This window comes from Burkholderia latens, assembly GCF_902499045.1.
Taxonomy (GTDB): domain Bacteria; phylum Pseudomonadota; class Gammaproteobacteria; order Burkholderiales; family Burkholderiaceae; genus Burkholderia; species Burkholderia latens.
On the sequence record NZ_CABVPL010000052.1, the window covers coordinates 19,593 to 33,776 of the forward strand.

Here is a 14,184-nt window from a genome sequence, read left to right on the forward strand (position 1 = left end):
ATCCGCTTACTGCCGCGCCGGCCGCCTGCAGGCTTCTGGCCCGCGTGCTACGCTCGTTCGCTCTTTCATTTCCTCGCGAGCGGCTTCCATGACAGCGCTGTTTTCTCCGTTCACGCTGCGCGGCGTGACCCTTCCGAACCGGCTCGTGATCTCCCCGATGTGCCAGTACTCGGCCGAGCGTGGCGAGGCGACCGACTGGCACATGATTCACCTCGGCCATCTCGCGCTGTCCGGCGCGGGCCTGCTCTGCATCGAAGCGACAGCCGTCGAGCCCGACGGGCGCATCACCGCCGGCGACCTCGGTTTGTGGGACGACGTGACCGAAGCGGCGCTGAAGCCCGTGCTCGCGGCGATCCGCAAGCACTCGCCGATCCGCATCGCGATGCAGCTGTCGCATGCGGGGCGCAAGGCGTCGAGCGAAGTGCCGTGGAAGGGCGGCCAACTGGTGTCGGTCGCCGACGGCGGCTGGCTGCCGCATGCGCCGTCCGCATTGCCGCACAAGGACGGCGAGACGCCGCCGCTCGCGCTCGATGCGGCCGGTCTGAACCGGGTCCGAGAAGCGTTCGCGGCGTCCGCGAAACGTGCGGCGCGCATCGGCATCGACGCGATCGAAGTGCACGCGGCGCACGGCTACCTGCTGCATCAGTTCCTGTCACCGCTCGCGAACCAGCGCACCGACGAATATGGCGGCTCCCGCGAGAACCGGATGCGCTTTCCGCTCGAGATCTTCGACATCGTGCGCGCGGCGTTTCCGGAGGACCGGCCGGTGGGCGTGCGCGTGTCCGCGACCGACTGGGTCGAAGGCGGCTGGGAGCTCGACGACACGATCGCGTTCGCGCACGAACTGAAGCGGCGCGGCTGCGACTGGATCGACGTGTCGTCCGGCGGCGTGTCGCCGCTGCAGAAGATCCCGCTGTCGCCCGGCTACCAGGTGCCGTTCGCGCAGGCCGTGAAGCGCGCGGTCGGGATGCCGACGATCGCGGTCGGCCTCATCAACGAGCCCGCGCATGCGAACCGGCTGATCGAGGCCGGTGACGCCGATTTCGTCGCAATGGCGCGGGCGATGCTGTACGACCCGCGCTGGCCGTGGCATGCGGCCGCGGAGCTCGGCGCGCAGGTGTCGGCGCCGCCGCAGTACTGGCGTTCGCAGCCGCGCGAGCACAAGGCGCTGTTCGGCGACATCGCGTTCGGCCAGCGCTGAGCGCGATGCGCGTGCGAAGTTCGGGATCGGGCGACGAGTGCGCGCGATGTTGAACGAAGCAATCGTGAACGTGTAGGATGCGGGTGATTCGCCGCACGTCCCGACGCGGCACCGCTCGGTGCCGCGTTTTCGTTTGGCGCGGCGCCCGGCCGTGACGCGGCCGTCTTCCATTCAAGTCGTCTTCACAAGGATTCGTTCGATGAGTTCACGCAGGATCGCGGTGCGCCGCTCGGGAGTACACGGCAAGGGCGTATTCGCGGTGGAACCGATCAAGGCCGGCGAGCGCGTCGTGGAATACAAGGGCGAGCGGATTTCGTGGAAGGAAGCTCTGCGCCGCCATCCGCACGATCCGAACGAGCCGAACCATACGTTCTACTTCGCACTGGAAGACGGCGGGGTGATCGACGGCAAGGTCAACGGCAACAGCGCGCGCTGGATCAACCATTCGTGCGCGCCGAACTGTGAGGCCGAGGAAATCAAGGGCCGCGTGTTCATTCATGCGCTGCGCGACATCGGGCCGGAAGAAGAGCTGTTCTACGACTACGGCCTCGTGATCGACGAGAAGCTGACGAAGAAGCTCAAGCGCGAGTACGCGTGCCATTGCGGCGCGGAAGCATGCCGCGGCACGCTGCTCGCGACGCCGGACGAGGACAAGAAGAAAAAGAAGAAGGACAAGAAGGACGGCAAGTCCGAGTCCGGCACGAAAGACAAGAAAAAGAAGAAGTGACCGCGGCCGCCCGCGCGCAGCACGCGTGGCGGCTTCGCGCGACGGTTGCCGCGCGCCGACGCGTCACGCGGCCGTTCGCTCCTCTACCGACGCGCGTGCCGACGCGGCTCAGTGTGTCGACGCGGCGGCCGGCGTCTCGCTCGCCGGCTTCTCGGTGCGCTTTGCGATCGGCACCTTCACCACGAAGCGCGAACCGCCTTCCGGCGCATCCTCGTACGACACCGTGCCGCCGTGCATCGCGATGATGTCGTGCACGATCGCGAGGCCGAGCCCCGCGCCCGTCTCGACCCCGTTGCCGCTTTGCGCATCGCCGCGGAAGAAGCGCTTGAACAGGTCGGCCTGCTGGCTGGCCGGCACGCCCGGGCCATTGTCCTCGACGACGATTTCCGCGGCCGGCTGGCCGTCGTCGAGCGCGCCGCGCGCGACGTTCACGGTGATCCGCGCGCCGTCCGGCCGCGCGAGCGGCACGTATTTCAGCGCGTTGTCGAGCAGGTTCGCGATCACTTCGCGCAGCAGCACGGGATTGCCGCGCACGTTCAGCGTTTCGTCTTCGCCGGGATCGTCGCTGCGCTGAAAGCCGAGGTCGACGTGCGACGCGAGCGCGCGCGGCACCCACTCGGCGCCCGTCTCGAACGCCATCGCCGCGAGGTCGACGTCGACGAAGCGCGCGGCCTGCTCGCCCGGCTCGGCGCGCGCGAGCGACAGCAACTGGTTGGACAGCCGCACCGCGCGGTCGGCGGCCGCGCGCAGTTCGCGCACCGCGGTGAGCGCCTGCTGCGGATCGCGTGCGATGGCGGCCTGCTCGGCATGCAGCTTCACGGCGGTAAGCGGCGTGCGCAATTGATGCGCGGCATCGGCGATGAATTTGCGCTGCGCATCGAGCGCGGTCTTCAGGCGGCCGAGCAGCGCGTTCATCGCGCTCGTCAGCGGGCGGATCTCGAGCGGCACGTCGGTTTCATCGACCGGCTCCAGCGACGTGTGCGTTTGCCGATTCAGCGAGTCGGCGAGATGCGTGAGCGGGCCGAGCTGCTGGTTCACTACGCGCCAGACGATGCCCCAGCCCGCGAGCAGCAGCAGCAGCAGCGGCATCATGATCGCGACGAGGAACTCGGCCGCGATCCGGTAACGGTGCCGCACAGGCTGCGCGACCTCGACCACCATCGGCTTGCCGCCTTCGACGTTGTCCACGCGCACCTGCGCGACCCGCACCGCGCGATTGTCGTACTCGGCTTCGAACACGTACGCGTGATGCATGCGGCGCACGTTGATGCCGCGCAGCGGCAGCTTCGGGTCGCCCGCGAGTTCCTGCTCGCCGTCGCTGATCCGGTAGATCAGCGCTTCGGCCGGATCGGAGAACATCGCCTGCGCGAGGGGCGGCACCGTGAACGGCGCGTCGGGGCCGGCGATCTGGATCTGCTTGGAGATGGCTGTCGCGAGATCGGCGAGCGAGCGGTCGATCACGTGTTGCGTGTATTGCCACGCGAGCCAGTAGGCGATCAGGCCGCTCATCAGCGCGAGCATCGACAGCGGCGCGGCGAGGCGCCGCAGCAGCGAGCGGCGCAGGCTGGTGGTCACAGCCGGATCAGAAGACATTTCGGCGGGCAAATGGATAAGCGCCGCTCACGGGGAGCGGCGCGGTCGTGCGTCGGGCGCCGGCGCGGGCAGGGCGGCTCGGCGGCGGCATGGGCCGGCCGGCGCGCGGCACCGCTCAGACGCTCGCGGTCTGGCGGATTTCCTGCAGCAGGTAGCCGAAGCCGCGCACCGTGACGATTTCGACGCGGCACTGCTCGAGTTTCTTGCGCACGCGGTGCACGTAGACTTCGATCGCGGTGTCGCCGAGATCGCCGCCGAAGTGCGTGAGGTGATCCTGCAGCTGGGCCTTGCTCACGACGCGGCCGTGGCGCAGCAGCAGCATTTCGAGCACCGCGAATTCGCGCGGCGACAGTTCGAGCGGCTTGTCGTCGTTGAAGATGCGACGATCGACGCCCGACAGGCGCACGCCGCCGAGCGACACTTCCGGCCGCGGCATGTCGCTGTGCGGGCCGCTGCGGCGCATCACAGCGCGGATGCGCGCTTCGAGTTCGGCCGGCTCGAACGGCTTGAGCATGTAGTCGTCTGCGCCCGAGTTCAGGCCCTGGATCCGGTCGTTCAACTCGTCGCGCGCGGTCAGTACGATGACGGGCGTGTGGCGGTTGGTCTGGCGGAAGCGCGTGAGCAGCGTCATCCCGTCGATGCCCGGCAGGCCGAGGTCGAGGATCACGAGTTCGTGGCGGTTTTGTGCCAGCGCCTGTTCGGCAAAGATGCCGTCATGCACCATGTCGACGGTGAAGCCAGCCTGCTCGAGGCTGCTCTGGATACCGCGTGCGATGGGGCGGTCGTCTTCGATCAGAAGGAGTCGCATGAAGTTCGCTCAAGTACAATGGGTTGGCGGTTCAGGCACGCGGACAGCACGACGCCGTTTCCACAGGGGCGCCGCAGCGCCTGACATCAAGCATGGCGGCCAGCGAACGATTAAATCCAATCATGTCCGATATTTCGATCCACGACCTCGAAGCCGCGATCAATTTCTGGCGCGCCCGCTCGCCGTCGAGCGGCGACGAACTCAAACTCTGCGAAGAGGCCAGCGCGCTCTCCAAGCCGTATGCGCTGCTGATTGTACAGCGCGAAAGCGCGCTGCAACTGGAAGGTTTGGACCCCAGGGCGAGGAAAGCGTATGAGACTTACGTGCGCCTTAAGGATGGCTTGGAAAGCTGAAGGCTTTCGCTAGTACATCCTAGAAAACGTTTAGCGAAATGAAAAGTTGACGCGCCGCGCGTCGCTTTCGGCGCGCGGCGGCGGAGCAAGATCTCAGGCGGCCGGCCGCGTGTGCGCGCACACCTGGTCGATGAACTGCGCGAGTTCGATGTCGCGCTCGGTCAGGCCGTCGGCATCGTGCGTCGACAGCGTCACGTCGACGCGGTTGTACACGTTGAACCATTCCGGATGGTGGTTCATCTCCTGCGCCTTGATCGCGACGCGCGTCATGAAGCCGAACGCCTCGTTGAAATCGGCGAAGCGCAGGCTGCGCTGGATCGCGTCGCGGCCCGGCACGGCTGTCCAGTGCGGCAGGCCTTCGAGCCGGGTCTTGCGTTCTTCTGATGTGAGCTTGTGGATCATGTTGCACCTCGTTCGGTTGCGGCGCTTGCGCGCGGGCCACGCCGCGCGGCCAAGCCGATACCGGTCATTGTTTCATAGTTGAGCGGCGGGCATCGGGACGCGAGCCCCACGGCTTCATGCGTCCGCGTCGTCCGGCCAGCCTTCGCCCGTGCCGCGCTGCAGCACGACATCGGTGTCGAGCACCGCGCCGGCCGGGAATTCCGGCAGCGCGGCCAGCCGGTCGGCCAGTGCGCGGCCGTCGACGTCGGCGAGCGCGAACAGCTGCGTGAAATCGTCGATCACGAAGTAGGTCTTCTGGAACGTGTCGATCCGGTACTTCGTGCGCATCACGCGTTCGAGGTCGAAGCCGAGCCGGTTCGGCGCCGCGCTTTCGAGGCTGTACAGGCTCTCGCCCTTGCTCGAAACGATGCCCGCGCCATAGATCGAGAGCCCGTTCGTGCCGTGCGGGTCGCGGATCAGCCCGAATTCCACCGTATACCAATAGAGACGGGCGAGGCGCGCGAGCGCCGCTTCGTCGTCGGCCACCGCGAGCGCGGTGCGGCCGTATGCCTGCATGTAGTCGGCGAATATCGGTTCGATCAGCAGCGGCACGTGGCCGAACAGGTCGTGAAAGCAGTCGGGTTCCTGCAGGTAGTCGACCTGGTCCGGGCGGCGCATCCACCAGGTAACGGGAAAACGCCGGTTCGCGAGGTGCTCGAAGAACACGCGATCGGGCACGAGGCCCGGCACCGCGACGATTTCCCAGGCGGTCGCAGGCTTCAGCTGGCGGTTCACGTCCGCGAACGACGGCACGCGGCCGGCCGGCAGGTCGATCTTCCCGAGTCCGGCGACGAACGCGTCGCACGCGCGCCCGCGCAGCAGCGCCGACTGGCGCGCATACAGCTGCTGCCACACCGCATGGTCGGCCTGGCCGTAGCGTTCGAGCGGCTGGTCGATGGTGAAATCGGCGCGGGTTTCGAGGCCCGCGTCGAACTGCTCCTGCAGTTTCGCGGTGACGACAGTGGACATGGTGACGCTCTGCACGATGTGGTGGGAACCATGCAAGTGTAGAGCGGGCGGCGCGCGGAATGGGCGCAAAGATGGCGTCAATACGCGGGTTGATGCGATAATCGCGCATCAAAACACGAATTAATGCGGAGAATACTCATGCTGGAACTCGATCACTTCGATCTTGCGCTTCTCGACGTGCTGCAGCGTTTCGGGCGCGCAACCCACCAGCAGCTCGGCGAGGAGGTGCCGCTGTCTCCGTCGCAGATCGGCCGGCGGCTGCAGCGGCTCGAGGCGGCTGGCGTGATCGAAGGCTATCGCGTGATGCTGCGTCCGGAAAAGCTCGGGCTCGGCGTCACCGCGTTCACGAGCCTGAAGCTCAAGCACCACGGCGATTCGATCATCGAGCAGTTCCAGCAGCAGATCGACGTGCTGCCCGAGGTGCTCGAATGCCATGCGGTGGTCGGCGATGCCGATTATCTGCTGCGGATCGTCGCGCCGGATCTGAACGCGTTGTCGCAGTTCGTGATGAAGAAGCTGATGCGCGTGCCGGGCGTCGATAGCGTGCGCTCGAACATCGTGCTGACGACGTTCAAGCGCAACGGTGCGCTGCCGCTCGCGCATCTGGCGCCCGGCGCCGCGTGACGGGGTGCAGCGGCTGGCGGCCGGGCCAGGGGCCCGGCAACGCGTAGGGCCGGATCAGGCCGCTTCGGATTGCGCGTCGGCGTTCAGCAGATCGACGTACGCGACCGCCACGAGATCCTCCTGCGCGACGCCGAGCTTCGCGAACACGTCATGCGCTTCGGCTTCACCGCCGGCTTCGTCGTCGTCCGGGCCGAGTACGACCTCCAGTTCGATGAAATCGCCGAGTCCGTCCACGCGGTCGAGGTGGATGCGCGTGCGGCCGGCGAGATACACGTGCCGTTCCTTCGTCACGATCCCGCGTGTGGTCAGCGCGGTCGCGAGCAGCGAATGCATTGCGTCGGGGTTCGTCACCGGGCTGCGCGTGTAGTACGACGCTTTCGGGCCGTCACGGTCGTCGCGCTGGTAGAAGATCAGTTCGGCCGGCGTGCCGTCCTCGAAGCGGCGCAGCTTCAGCCGGCCGCGCGGCACGTCGTAGAAGAAATCCTGCTGGCGGTAGAACAGCGGCGCTTCGGTGGCGAGCGCCGCCGCGCGTTCGCGCAGCTGGTCGAATTCACGGGCGCGGGCTTTGATCTCGATGTTGCGGGCCATGCGGGTCTCCTTCGATCGACAGGGTTCTCGCGAATGCGAATGCACAATCTAGCAAAAAGGCAGGGACGGCGTCGTGACGCGTGCGGCGAGCTGACCGGGTGCGGAGGGCAGCATCGCAATGCGGGTCGTGCAGGGATCAGTGCGCGCGCCGAAACGATGCCAATTTCGCCAACAAGCGGCACAGGAGGAAGGTGCGGCGGAGCGCCTGGACTTTCTCGTATTCCTGGTTGACGAAGCGTCGGCCGGTTTGGCGCTCATATCGGTACAACTCATACAGGTAGGCCAGTTTGGGCCCGATGAAGACGGCGGCGACGTAAGAAAATAACAGCGCGTACAGCGATGTCGCGATCAGAAGCGCGCTGCTGTTGTTGCCGATGTAGGTATTCAACGCAATCGGCAGGTTGACGGTCAATGCGATGGTCGCCGGCGCGAGCGTACTCGTGGGAACGGTCATGCCGTAGTTGGGATCGATTGTGAATAAGCGGGTATCGGCGAAGTATTCGCTGTTGTTGAAACGGCGATCGGGATGGCGCTTGAGTTCGCGGAGTTTGAGGGCAAACGGCAACGCGAGTGAGGTCAGCGCGGTGGCGTGATAGAGAAAAACAAAAAGCAGGTATGGCTTGCTGGACGCCGGTTTTTCGACGAGCGACCACGCGCTCAAAAAAGCGGTACCCATCAGAAGACCGAATGCACCAACGATATAAATCATGATCGCCGTCAGCGAGCGTACGGACAATGTGGAGCGGTATTTGATGTGGTATCCGGCAGCCAGCCCCGCGACAAGGAGCGCAAGCATGGGCCAGCTTATTAACTTGAACGCGATGCCGTTTGCTTTCGCGATGACGCTCAGGCAGAGGCCGAAGAGCATGAAGTTGACGGGGCCGAGGTAAATCGGCGCATGGCGGAGAAGCGGGCGGGCGCGCTCCAGGTCGGGAAACATCATGTCAATTGTCCAGCAGGCGTCGGGCTTGCGATTCTGCAAGGTCGGGGCCGATGGACGCGTTCCAGAGTACTTGTATGCCGAAACCGATTCCGAACGAGAACAGAATGACCGGGAGGGCGCTGGCGCCGCCCCACAGCAGAATGGCGGACGTTGCCGTCGAAAAGCCGAACCCGAGTAGATTCCCGCTTTGGCTCCGCGCAGACGCGAGCACGAACGCACGGCTATCGAATCTCAACGCGCCCTGCGTATCCCGGCTGATACTCGCCGCCATGTCGAGTGCCAGACTCGGCGCAAACGTCAGAACGCCGCTGCCGATCAGGCTGCCGGCGTACAAGTGCCTCAGCGGCGAAATCGTGCGCGTGAGCTTTTTGAGATCCGCCCCCTTGAGCGCCGCAGTCGTGGTTTGCGTGCGCGGATTGTGCTTTGCATGGGGCCCGAGCGCCGGCTGGACGGTCTGAATCGGCATGTTGCTTATGCGCAGCTTCGGACGAGGTTTTCCCTTTCCCGTGGTGTTGCCGTCATAGAGCGCGACGTAATGGTTGATTCTCGCGCTTGGCGAAGCGCGGCGGATCAACGTCTGCGCGCCCGCGTCGATGTTTCTTTCGAGGGATAGCGCATGCGCCGCATGGGCGGCGCCGAGCCCGGTGTTGAGGTTTCCGATAATGCTTCCCGCGGGCCCACCAGGTTGTTGCGGCCTTCTTCGTAAAGACGGGCGAGCGTTCCTGAATCGCCGGAATGTCCATCTGCGAAGTCATGCGTCCAGTCGGACGCGGAACACTGCCCCGATGTAACGAGGGTGCTCAGGAGCTGGTCCGCAAGATGCAGATCGATATCGAAATCGCCACTGAAGGAATCGTCGCCGATCAGCCAACCGTTGCGTTGATGCGTGCGAATGCTCGTATGGGCGGGCAGGGTTTCAGCGAGTGTGCGGCGATGGCGTCGCGATGCATCGCATACCGCGAAGCTTTGCGAGCGAGCGTGATCGGCGAGCGGCCCGGTCATGTCAGGATTTCCCGTGTTCGATAGACGAATCCACGAGATTACAAACCTCTTTCAGACACATCAATTGGACCGGAACGAAAGTTGAAAGGCGCGCCAATCGATCCGCGCAACACTTTCACCCGCCAGCCGGGTCAAGCACGATGAGCGCCGCTCATATCGCCCACTGCGCTTCGATCAACCGCAGCGCGGCCGCGATCGCCGGTTCGTCGCGCCGCTCGGCCAGCGTCACGAACGTCAGCTCGGTCGGCACCGTTACACGTTCGACGATCGTCAACGCATGCGCGTGGGCCTCGGCCAGCGCGATCGAATCGCGCGCAAGCGTCAATCCGATCCCCGATTTGACGAGATCGAGCATCGACTGCTCCTGGTCGACCTCGGCGACCTTCACCGGCTGCGCGCCGGCCGCCGCGAACAGCCGCGACAGCAGCCGGTGGTGGGCGGACGCGGGCGGCGTCCAGATCCACGGCAGCGCCGCGAGCGCGCGCCAGTCGTGCGCGCGCTGCACACGCTCCTTCCAGCCGGCCGGCGCGAGCACGCGGTATTCGAAGCGCGTCAGCGTGACAGTGTGAAACAGCGCGTCGTCGCGCGGCGCGTCCACGTCGGGCTGGCCGATGTAGTAGCCGACGTCGAGCGCCTGCGCGCGTACCTGTTCGAGCACCCAGCCCGACATCCCGTGCCGCAGCGCCGTTTCGATCTGCGGATGGGTTTCGACCAGCGCGTGCAGGAACCCGCCGAGCCGCAGGAAACCGGGATCGAGGATCGTGCCGATCCGTAGCCGGCCGCGCACCTCGTGCCGCAGCGCGACGGCGGCGCGCTGCACGTCGGCCGCCGCGGCGAGCGCGCGTTCCGCATGCGGCAGCAGCGTCTGGCCGTCGCGCGTAAGCGCGAGCCCGCGCGACGTGCGCGTGAACAGCACGACGCCCAGCGCTTCCTGCAGATGCTTGATCTGCAGGCTGACGGCCGGCTGCGTCAAATGCAGCTGCACGGCGGCGCGCGTAAGGTTGCCTTCGCGGGCGACCGTCGCGAACGCGCGAAGCAGGGTGAGATCCATCGTCGTGATATGAGCGCGGCTTATAACGCAGTTCAGCATAACTCATTGGATCGGCGGCCGGCGGGCGGAGTACGCTGCATCGATCGCGTCGTCGGCGACGCACTATGCTGGAAGCAGCGCGCCGAATCGATGCGCGGTACACAACAAATCAGGAGACATGTCGTGACGACTCAACGCACGCTCGAGGGCGAATTCGATTACGTGATCGTCGGCGCGGGCACCGCGGGCTGCGTGCTCGCGAACCGCCTGACGGAGGATCCCGAGATCCGCGTGCTGCTGCTCGAAGCGGGCGGCAAGGACGACTATCACTGGATCCACATCCCGGTCGGCTATCTGTACTGCATCGGCAATCCGCGCACCGACTGGCTGTACAAGACGCAACCCGAGGCGGCGCTCAACGGCCGCGCGCTGTCGTATCCGCGCGGGCGCGTGCTCGGCGGCTGCTCGTCGATCAACGGGATGATCTACATGCGCGGCCAGCGCGAGGATTACGACAGCTGGGCGCAGGAAACCGGCGACGCCGGCTGGTCATGGGACAGCGTGCTGCCGATCTTCAAGCGCAGCGAGGACCACCACGCGGGCGCGAGCGGCGCGCACGGCGCCGGCGGCTACTGGCGCGTGGAGAAGCAGCGGCTGCGCTGGGAGATCCTCGAATCGTTCGCGCAGGCCGCGCAGCAGACGGGCATTCCGGCCACCGACGATTTCAACCGCGGCGACAACACCGGCGTCGGCTATTTCGAGGTGAACCAGAAGCGCGGCGTGCGCTGGAATACGTCGAAGGCGTTCCTGAAGCCCGCGATGACGCGGCCGAACCTGACCGTGATCACCGGCGCGCATGCGCAGCGCGTGATCTTCGACGGGCGGCGCGCGGTCGGCGTCGAATACCACGGCGGCGGCACCGGCTACGTCGCGCGGGCCCGCGCCGAAGTGCTGCTGACGTCCGGCGCGGTGAATTCTCCGCAACTGCTCGAACTGTCGGGTGTCGGTGATGGTGCACGGCTGCAGGCGCTTGGCATCGACGTCGTGCACGATCTGCCGGGCGTCGGCGAGAACCTGCAGGATCACCTGCAACTGCGCATGGCGTTTCGCGTCGAAGGCGTGCGCACGCTCAATACACTGTCCGCACACTGGTGGGGCAAGCTGATGATCGGCGCCGAATATGCGCTGCTGCAGCGCGGGCCGATGTCGATGGCGCCGTCGCAGCTCGGCGCATTCGCGAAGTCCGATCCGGACGATCCCGCGCTCACGCGTCCCGATCTCGAATACCACGTGCAGCCGCTGTCGCTGGACCGTTTCGGCGAGCCGCTGCACAGCTTCAACGCGTTCACGGCGTCCGTCTGTCATCTGCGGCCGAGCTCGCGCGGCAGCGTGCATATCGCGCGCCCCGATGCGGGCGTGGCGCCGACGATCGCGCCGAACTACCTGTCGACCGACCATGATCGTCATGTCGCCGCGAACGCGCTGCGCCTTACGCGCCGGATCGCATCCGCACCGGCGCTCGCGCGCTATCGGCCGCAGGAGATCCTGCCGGGCACGCAGTACCGGACCGAAGCCGAACTGGTCGACGCGGCCGGTGCGGTTGGCACGACGATCTTCCACCCGGTCGGCACGTGCCGGATGGGCCGCGCGGACGACGAACGTGCGGTCGTCGACAGCCGGCTGCGCGTGCGCGGCATTGCCGGGCTGCGCGTCGTCGATGCGTCGGTGATGCCGTTCATCACGTCGGGCAACACCAATTCGCCGACGCTGATGATCGCGGAGCGCGCGAGCGACATGATCCGCGCCGATCGCCGCGCGGCGCAGGAAGCGGCGCAGGTTCGCAAGGAAGCGGCGGTGACGGTGGCGTGACACGATGCCGACACGCGCGACAGCGGGCGGCGATCCGCACGCCTGCTGATTCGCGATCCGAAGCAGGCACGCGTGTGCGGCGTGCGACGAATGGATCGGCGACATGAGTGGCGCTTGCGCCGCCCGCCGTGTTCGCACGCCCCCGTTTGATGCGCGACGACATGACGTGCGGCGTAACGTATAGACATGCTCACAGGCACGGCGCGTGCGCTCGCGCCGCGCGTGTCAAAAAAAAGCGCGCCGAAAATCCGCGCTCGGCCGCGTCCTGTATGGCGGCCAGCCCTATAAGTGCAAATCCCGATGATTGCACTGCACCAACGGGGCGACAATGACCAGCAGTGTGCATACGCGTCGGCGCGGGAGACCACCCTCGATGCGTAAAACGGCGTCCGGGGACAGCCCGCTCATCCGCTGAATTGCTCGCGGCCGCTTGCGCGAATCTTCCCGGTGCTTCGCCTGACTTCGTACGGAAGGGAACATGATTCTCGGCGACACGATTCTCGAAACACGCGGACTGACGAAAGAATTCAGGGGCTTCACCGCCGTGAACGGTGTCAACCTGCGTGTGCGCCGCGGCGCGATCCATGCGTTGATCGGGCCGAACGGTGCGGGCAAGACCACCTGCTTCAACCTGCTGACCAAGTTCCTGACACCGACGGCCGGCCAGATCGTCTTCAACGGTATCGACATCACCGACGAGCGGCCCGCGCAGGTCGCGCGCCGCGGCATCATCCGCTCGTTTCAGATCTCCGCGGTATTCCCGCACCTCACTGCATTGCAGAACGTGCGCATCGGCCTGCAGCGCGCGCTCGGCACCGAATTCCATTTCTGGCGCAGCGAGCGCACGTTGCGGCGTCTCGACGATCGCGCGATGGACCTGCTCACGCAGGTCGGCCTCACCGATTTCGCGCACGTGCCGACCGTCGAGCTCGCATATGGCCGCAAGCGCGCACTCGAAATCGCGACGACGCTCGCAATGGAACCCGAACTGATGCTGCTCGACGAGCCCACGCAGGGGATGGGCCACGAGGACGTCGATCGTGTTACCGCGCTGATCAAGAAAGTCGCGAGCGGCCGCACGATCCTGATGGTCGAGCACAACATGAACGTGATCGCGGGCATCTCCGACACGATCACCGTCCTGCAGCGCGGCGAGGTGCTCGCGGAGGGCTCGTATGCGGAAGTGTCGAAGAATCCGCTCGTGATCGAAGCGTACATGGGCAGCGCCGATGCGGCGCTCACGGGGGCGCACGCATGAAGCACAGCGAACGGGAGGAACGCGAATTGAGCGGCGTCGAAAGCGGCACGCCCGCGCTGGAAATCACGGGCCTCGAGGCCTGGTACGGGGAATCCCACATATTGCACGGCGTCGACCTGACCGTGCATCGCGGCGAGGTCGTCACGCTGCTCGGCCGCAACGGCGCGGGCCGCACGACGACGCTGCGCGCGATCATGGGCCTCACCGGCCGCCGCAGCGGCTCGATCAAGGTCGCGGGCAACGAGACGATCGGCCTCGCGACGCACCGCATCGCGCACTTCGGCGTCGGCTACTGCCCGGAGGAACGCGGGATCTTCTCGAGCCTGTCGTGCGAGGAGAACCTGATGCTGCCGCCGCCGATCGGCCCGCGCGAGCACGCGATGTCACTCGACGAGATCTACGCGATGTTTCCGAATCTCGCGTCGCGCCGGCAGAGCCAGGGCACGCGGCTGTCCGGCGGAGAGCAGCAGATGCTCGCCGTCGCGCGGATCCTGCGCACCGGCGCGAACCTGCTGCTGCTCGACGAAATTTCCGAAGGCCTCGCGCCGGTGATCGTGCAGGCGCTCGCGCGGATGATCGTCGCGCTGAAGGCGCGCGGCTACACCGTCGTGATGGTCGAACAGAATTTCCGTTTCGCCGCGCCGCTCGCCGACCGCTTCTACGTGATGGAGCATGGCCGCATCGTCGAACATTTCCGCTCGTCCGAACTGGAAGGCAAGATGCCGATCCTTCACGACCTGCTCGGGGTGTGACGCCGCCCCTTTTCTTTGCCGCTAGC

Annotated in this window: 16 protein-coding genes; 7 read left to right on the forward strand and 9 right to left on the reverse strand. The window is 66.2% G+C overall.

Annotated features, from left to right (window positions below; all coding sequences use genetic code 11):
- The first annotated feature begins 88 nt into the window (after window positions 1–88).
- Window positions 89–1,201, forward strand: coding sequence for an NADH:flavin oxidoreductase/NADH oxidase (locus BSE24067_RS26640; RefSeq protein WP_151064920.1), 1,113 nt, complete (start codon window positions 89–91; stop codon window positions 1,199–1,201).
- A 199-nt stretch (window positions 1,202–1,400) separates the two neighbouring features.
- The gene (locus BSE24067_RS26645; protein WP_151064921.1) at window positions 1,401–1,928 is read left to right on the forward strand and encodes an SET domain-containing protein; all 528 of its coding nucleotides are present in this window, start codon (window positions 1,401–1,403) and stop codon (window positions 1,926–1,928) included.
- Between the two features lie 108 nt (window positions 1,929–2,036).
- Here BSE24067_RS26645 and BSE24067_RS26650 read toward each other — a convergent pair whose 3' ends face one another.
- The gene (locus BSE24067_RS26650; protein ID WP_151064922.1) at window positions 2,037–3,521 is read right to left on the reverse strand and encodes a sensor histidine kinase; all 1,485 of its coding nucleotides are present in this window, start codon (window positions 3,519–3,521) and stop codon (window positions 2,037–2,039) included.
- Window positions 3,522–3,636: 115 nt separating this feature from the next.
- The gene (locus tag BSE24067_RS26655) at window positions 3,637–4,329 is read right to left on the reverse strand and encodes a response regulator (RefSeq protein WP_006401494.1); all 693 of its coding nucleotides are present in this window, start codon (window positions 4,327–4,329) and stop codon (window positions 3,637–3,639) included.
- Between the two features lie 122 nt (window positions 4,330–4,451).
- On the opposite strand from BSE24067_RS26655, the gene BSE24067_RS26660 reads away from it, so the two are divergent.
- Window positions 4,452–4,682, forward strand: a complete 231-nt coding sequence (locus BSE24067_RS26660) for a DUF3717 domain-containing protein (RefSeq protein WP_151064923.1) — start codon at window positions 4,452–4,454, stop codon at window positions 4,680–4,682.
- Between the two features lie 93 nt (window positions 4,683–4,775).
- Here BSE24067_RS26660 and BSE24067_RS26665 read toward each other — a convergent pair whose 3' ends face one another.
- On the reverse strand, window positions 4,776–5,084 hold the full coding sequence (locus BSE24067_RS26665; protein ID WP_151064924.1) for a 4a-hydroxytetrahydrobiopterin dehydratase: 309 nt from the start codon (window positions 5,082–5,084) through the stop codon (window positions 4,776–4,778).
- A gap of 114 nt (window positions 5,085–5,198) precedes the next feature.
- Window positions 5,199–6,092 carry a phenylalanine 4-monooxygenase gene (phhA, locus tag BSE24067_RS26670; protein ID WP_217460370.1) on the reverse strand — a complete coding sequence of 298 codons (894 nt, stop codon included), beginning with the start codon at window positions 6,090–6,092 and terminating at the stop codon, window positions 5,199–5,201.
- A gap of 138 nt (window positions 6,093–6,230) precedes the next feature.
- On the opposite strand from phhA, the gene BSE24067_RS26675 reads away from it, so the two are divergent.
- Window positions 6,231–6,716 (forward strand): Lrp/AsnC family transcriptional regulator, encoded by a 486-nt coding sequence (locus tag BSE24067_RS26675; protein ID WP_006408082.1) that lies wholly within the window; start codon window positions 6,231–6,233, stop codon window positions 6,714–6,716.
- Between the two features lie 54 nt (window positions 6,717–6,770).
- Here BSE24067_RS26675 and BSE24067_RS26680 read toward each other — a convergent pair whose 3' ends face one another.
- The 5 genes from BSE24067_RS26680 to BSE24067_RS26700 all read right to left on the reverse strand — a co-directional run bounded on the left by BSE24067_RS26680 (window position 6,771) and on the right by BSE24067_RS26700 (window position 10,300).
- Entirely contained in the window at window positions 6,771–7,304 is a 534-nt protein-coding gene (locus BSE24067_RS26680; RefSeq protein ID WP_151064926.1) for a class IV adenylate cyclase, read from the reverse strand.
- Between the two features lie 136 nt (window positions 7,305–7,440).
- Complete coding sequence (locus BSE24067_RS26685; protein WP_151064927.1) at window positions 7,441–8,247, reverse strand: hypothetical protein; 807 nt, start codon at window positions 8,245–8,247, stop codon at window positions 7,441–7,443.
- Between the two features lies 1 nt (window position 8,248).
- Window positions 8,249–8,713 (reverse strand): hypothetical protein, encoded by a 465-nt coding sequence (locus BSE24067_RS26690; RefSeq protein WP_151064928.1) that lies wholly within the window; start codon window positions 8,711–8,713, stop codon window positions 8,249–8,251.
- Between the two features lie 104 nt (window positions 8,714–8,817).
- Window positions 8,818–9,249: a hypothetical protein gene (locus tag BSE24067_RS26695; RefSeq protein WP_151064929.1), complete on the reverse strand. Its 432-nt coding sequence runs from the start codon at window positions 9,247–9,249 to the stop codon at window positions 8,818–8,820.
- 151 nt (window positions 9,250–9,400) lie between these two features.
- Window positions 9,401–10,300, reverse strand: coding sequence for a LysR family transcriptional regulator (locus BSE24067_RS26700; RefSeq protein ID WP_151064930.1), 900 nt, complete (start codon window positions 10,298–10,300; stop codon window positions 9,401–9,403).
- Between the two features lie 162 nt (window positions 10,301–10,462).
- Between BSE24067_RS26700 and BSE24067_RS26705 the strand changes: the two genes are divergently transcribed.
- The 3 genes from BSE24067_RS26705 to BSE24067_RS26715 all read left to right on the forward strand — a co-directional run bounded on the left by BSE24067_RS26705 (window position 10,463) and on the right by BSE24067_RS26715 (window position 14,158).
- Window positions 10,463–12,148: a GMC family oxidoreductase gene (locus tag BSE24067_RS26705; protein WP_151064931.1), complete on the forward strand. Its 1,686-nt coding sequence runs from the start codon at window positions 10,463–10,465 to the stop codon at window positions 12,146–12,148.
- Window positions 12,149–12,626: 478 nt separating this feature from the next.
- Window positions 12,627–13,406: an ABC transporter ATP-binding protein gene (locus BSE24067_RS26710; RefSeq protein ID WP_151064932.1), complete on the forward strand. Its 780-nt coding sequence runs from the start codon at window positions 12,627–12,629 to the stop codon at window positions 13,404–13,406.
- Entirely contained in the window at window positions 13,403–14,158 is a 756-nt protein-coding gene (locus BSE24067_RS26715; protein ID WP_151064933.1) for an ABC transporter ATP-binding protein, read from the forward strand. The genes BSE24067_RS26710 and BSE24067_RS26715 overlap by 4 nt, the downstream gene beginning before the upstream one ends.
- Window positions 14,159–14,184 lie beyond the last annotated feature (26 nt).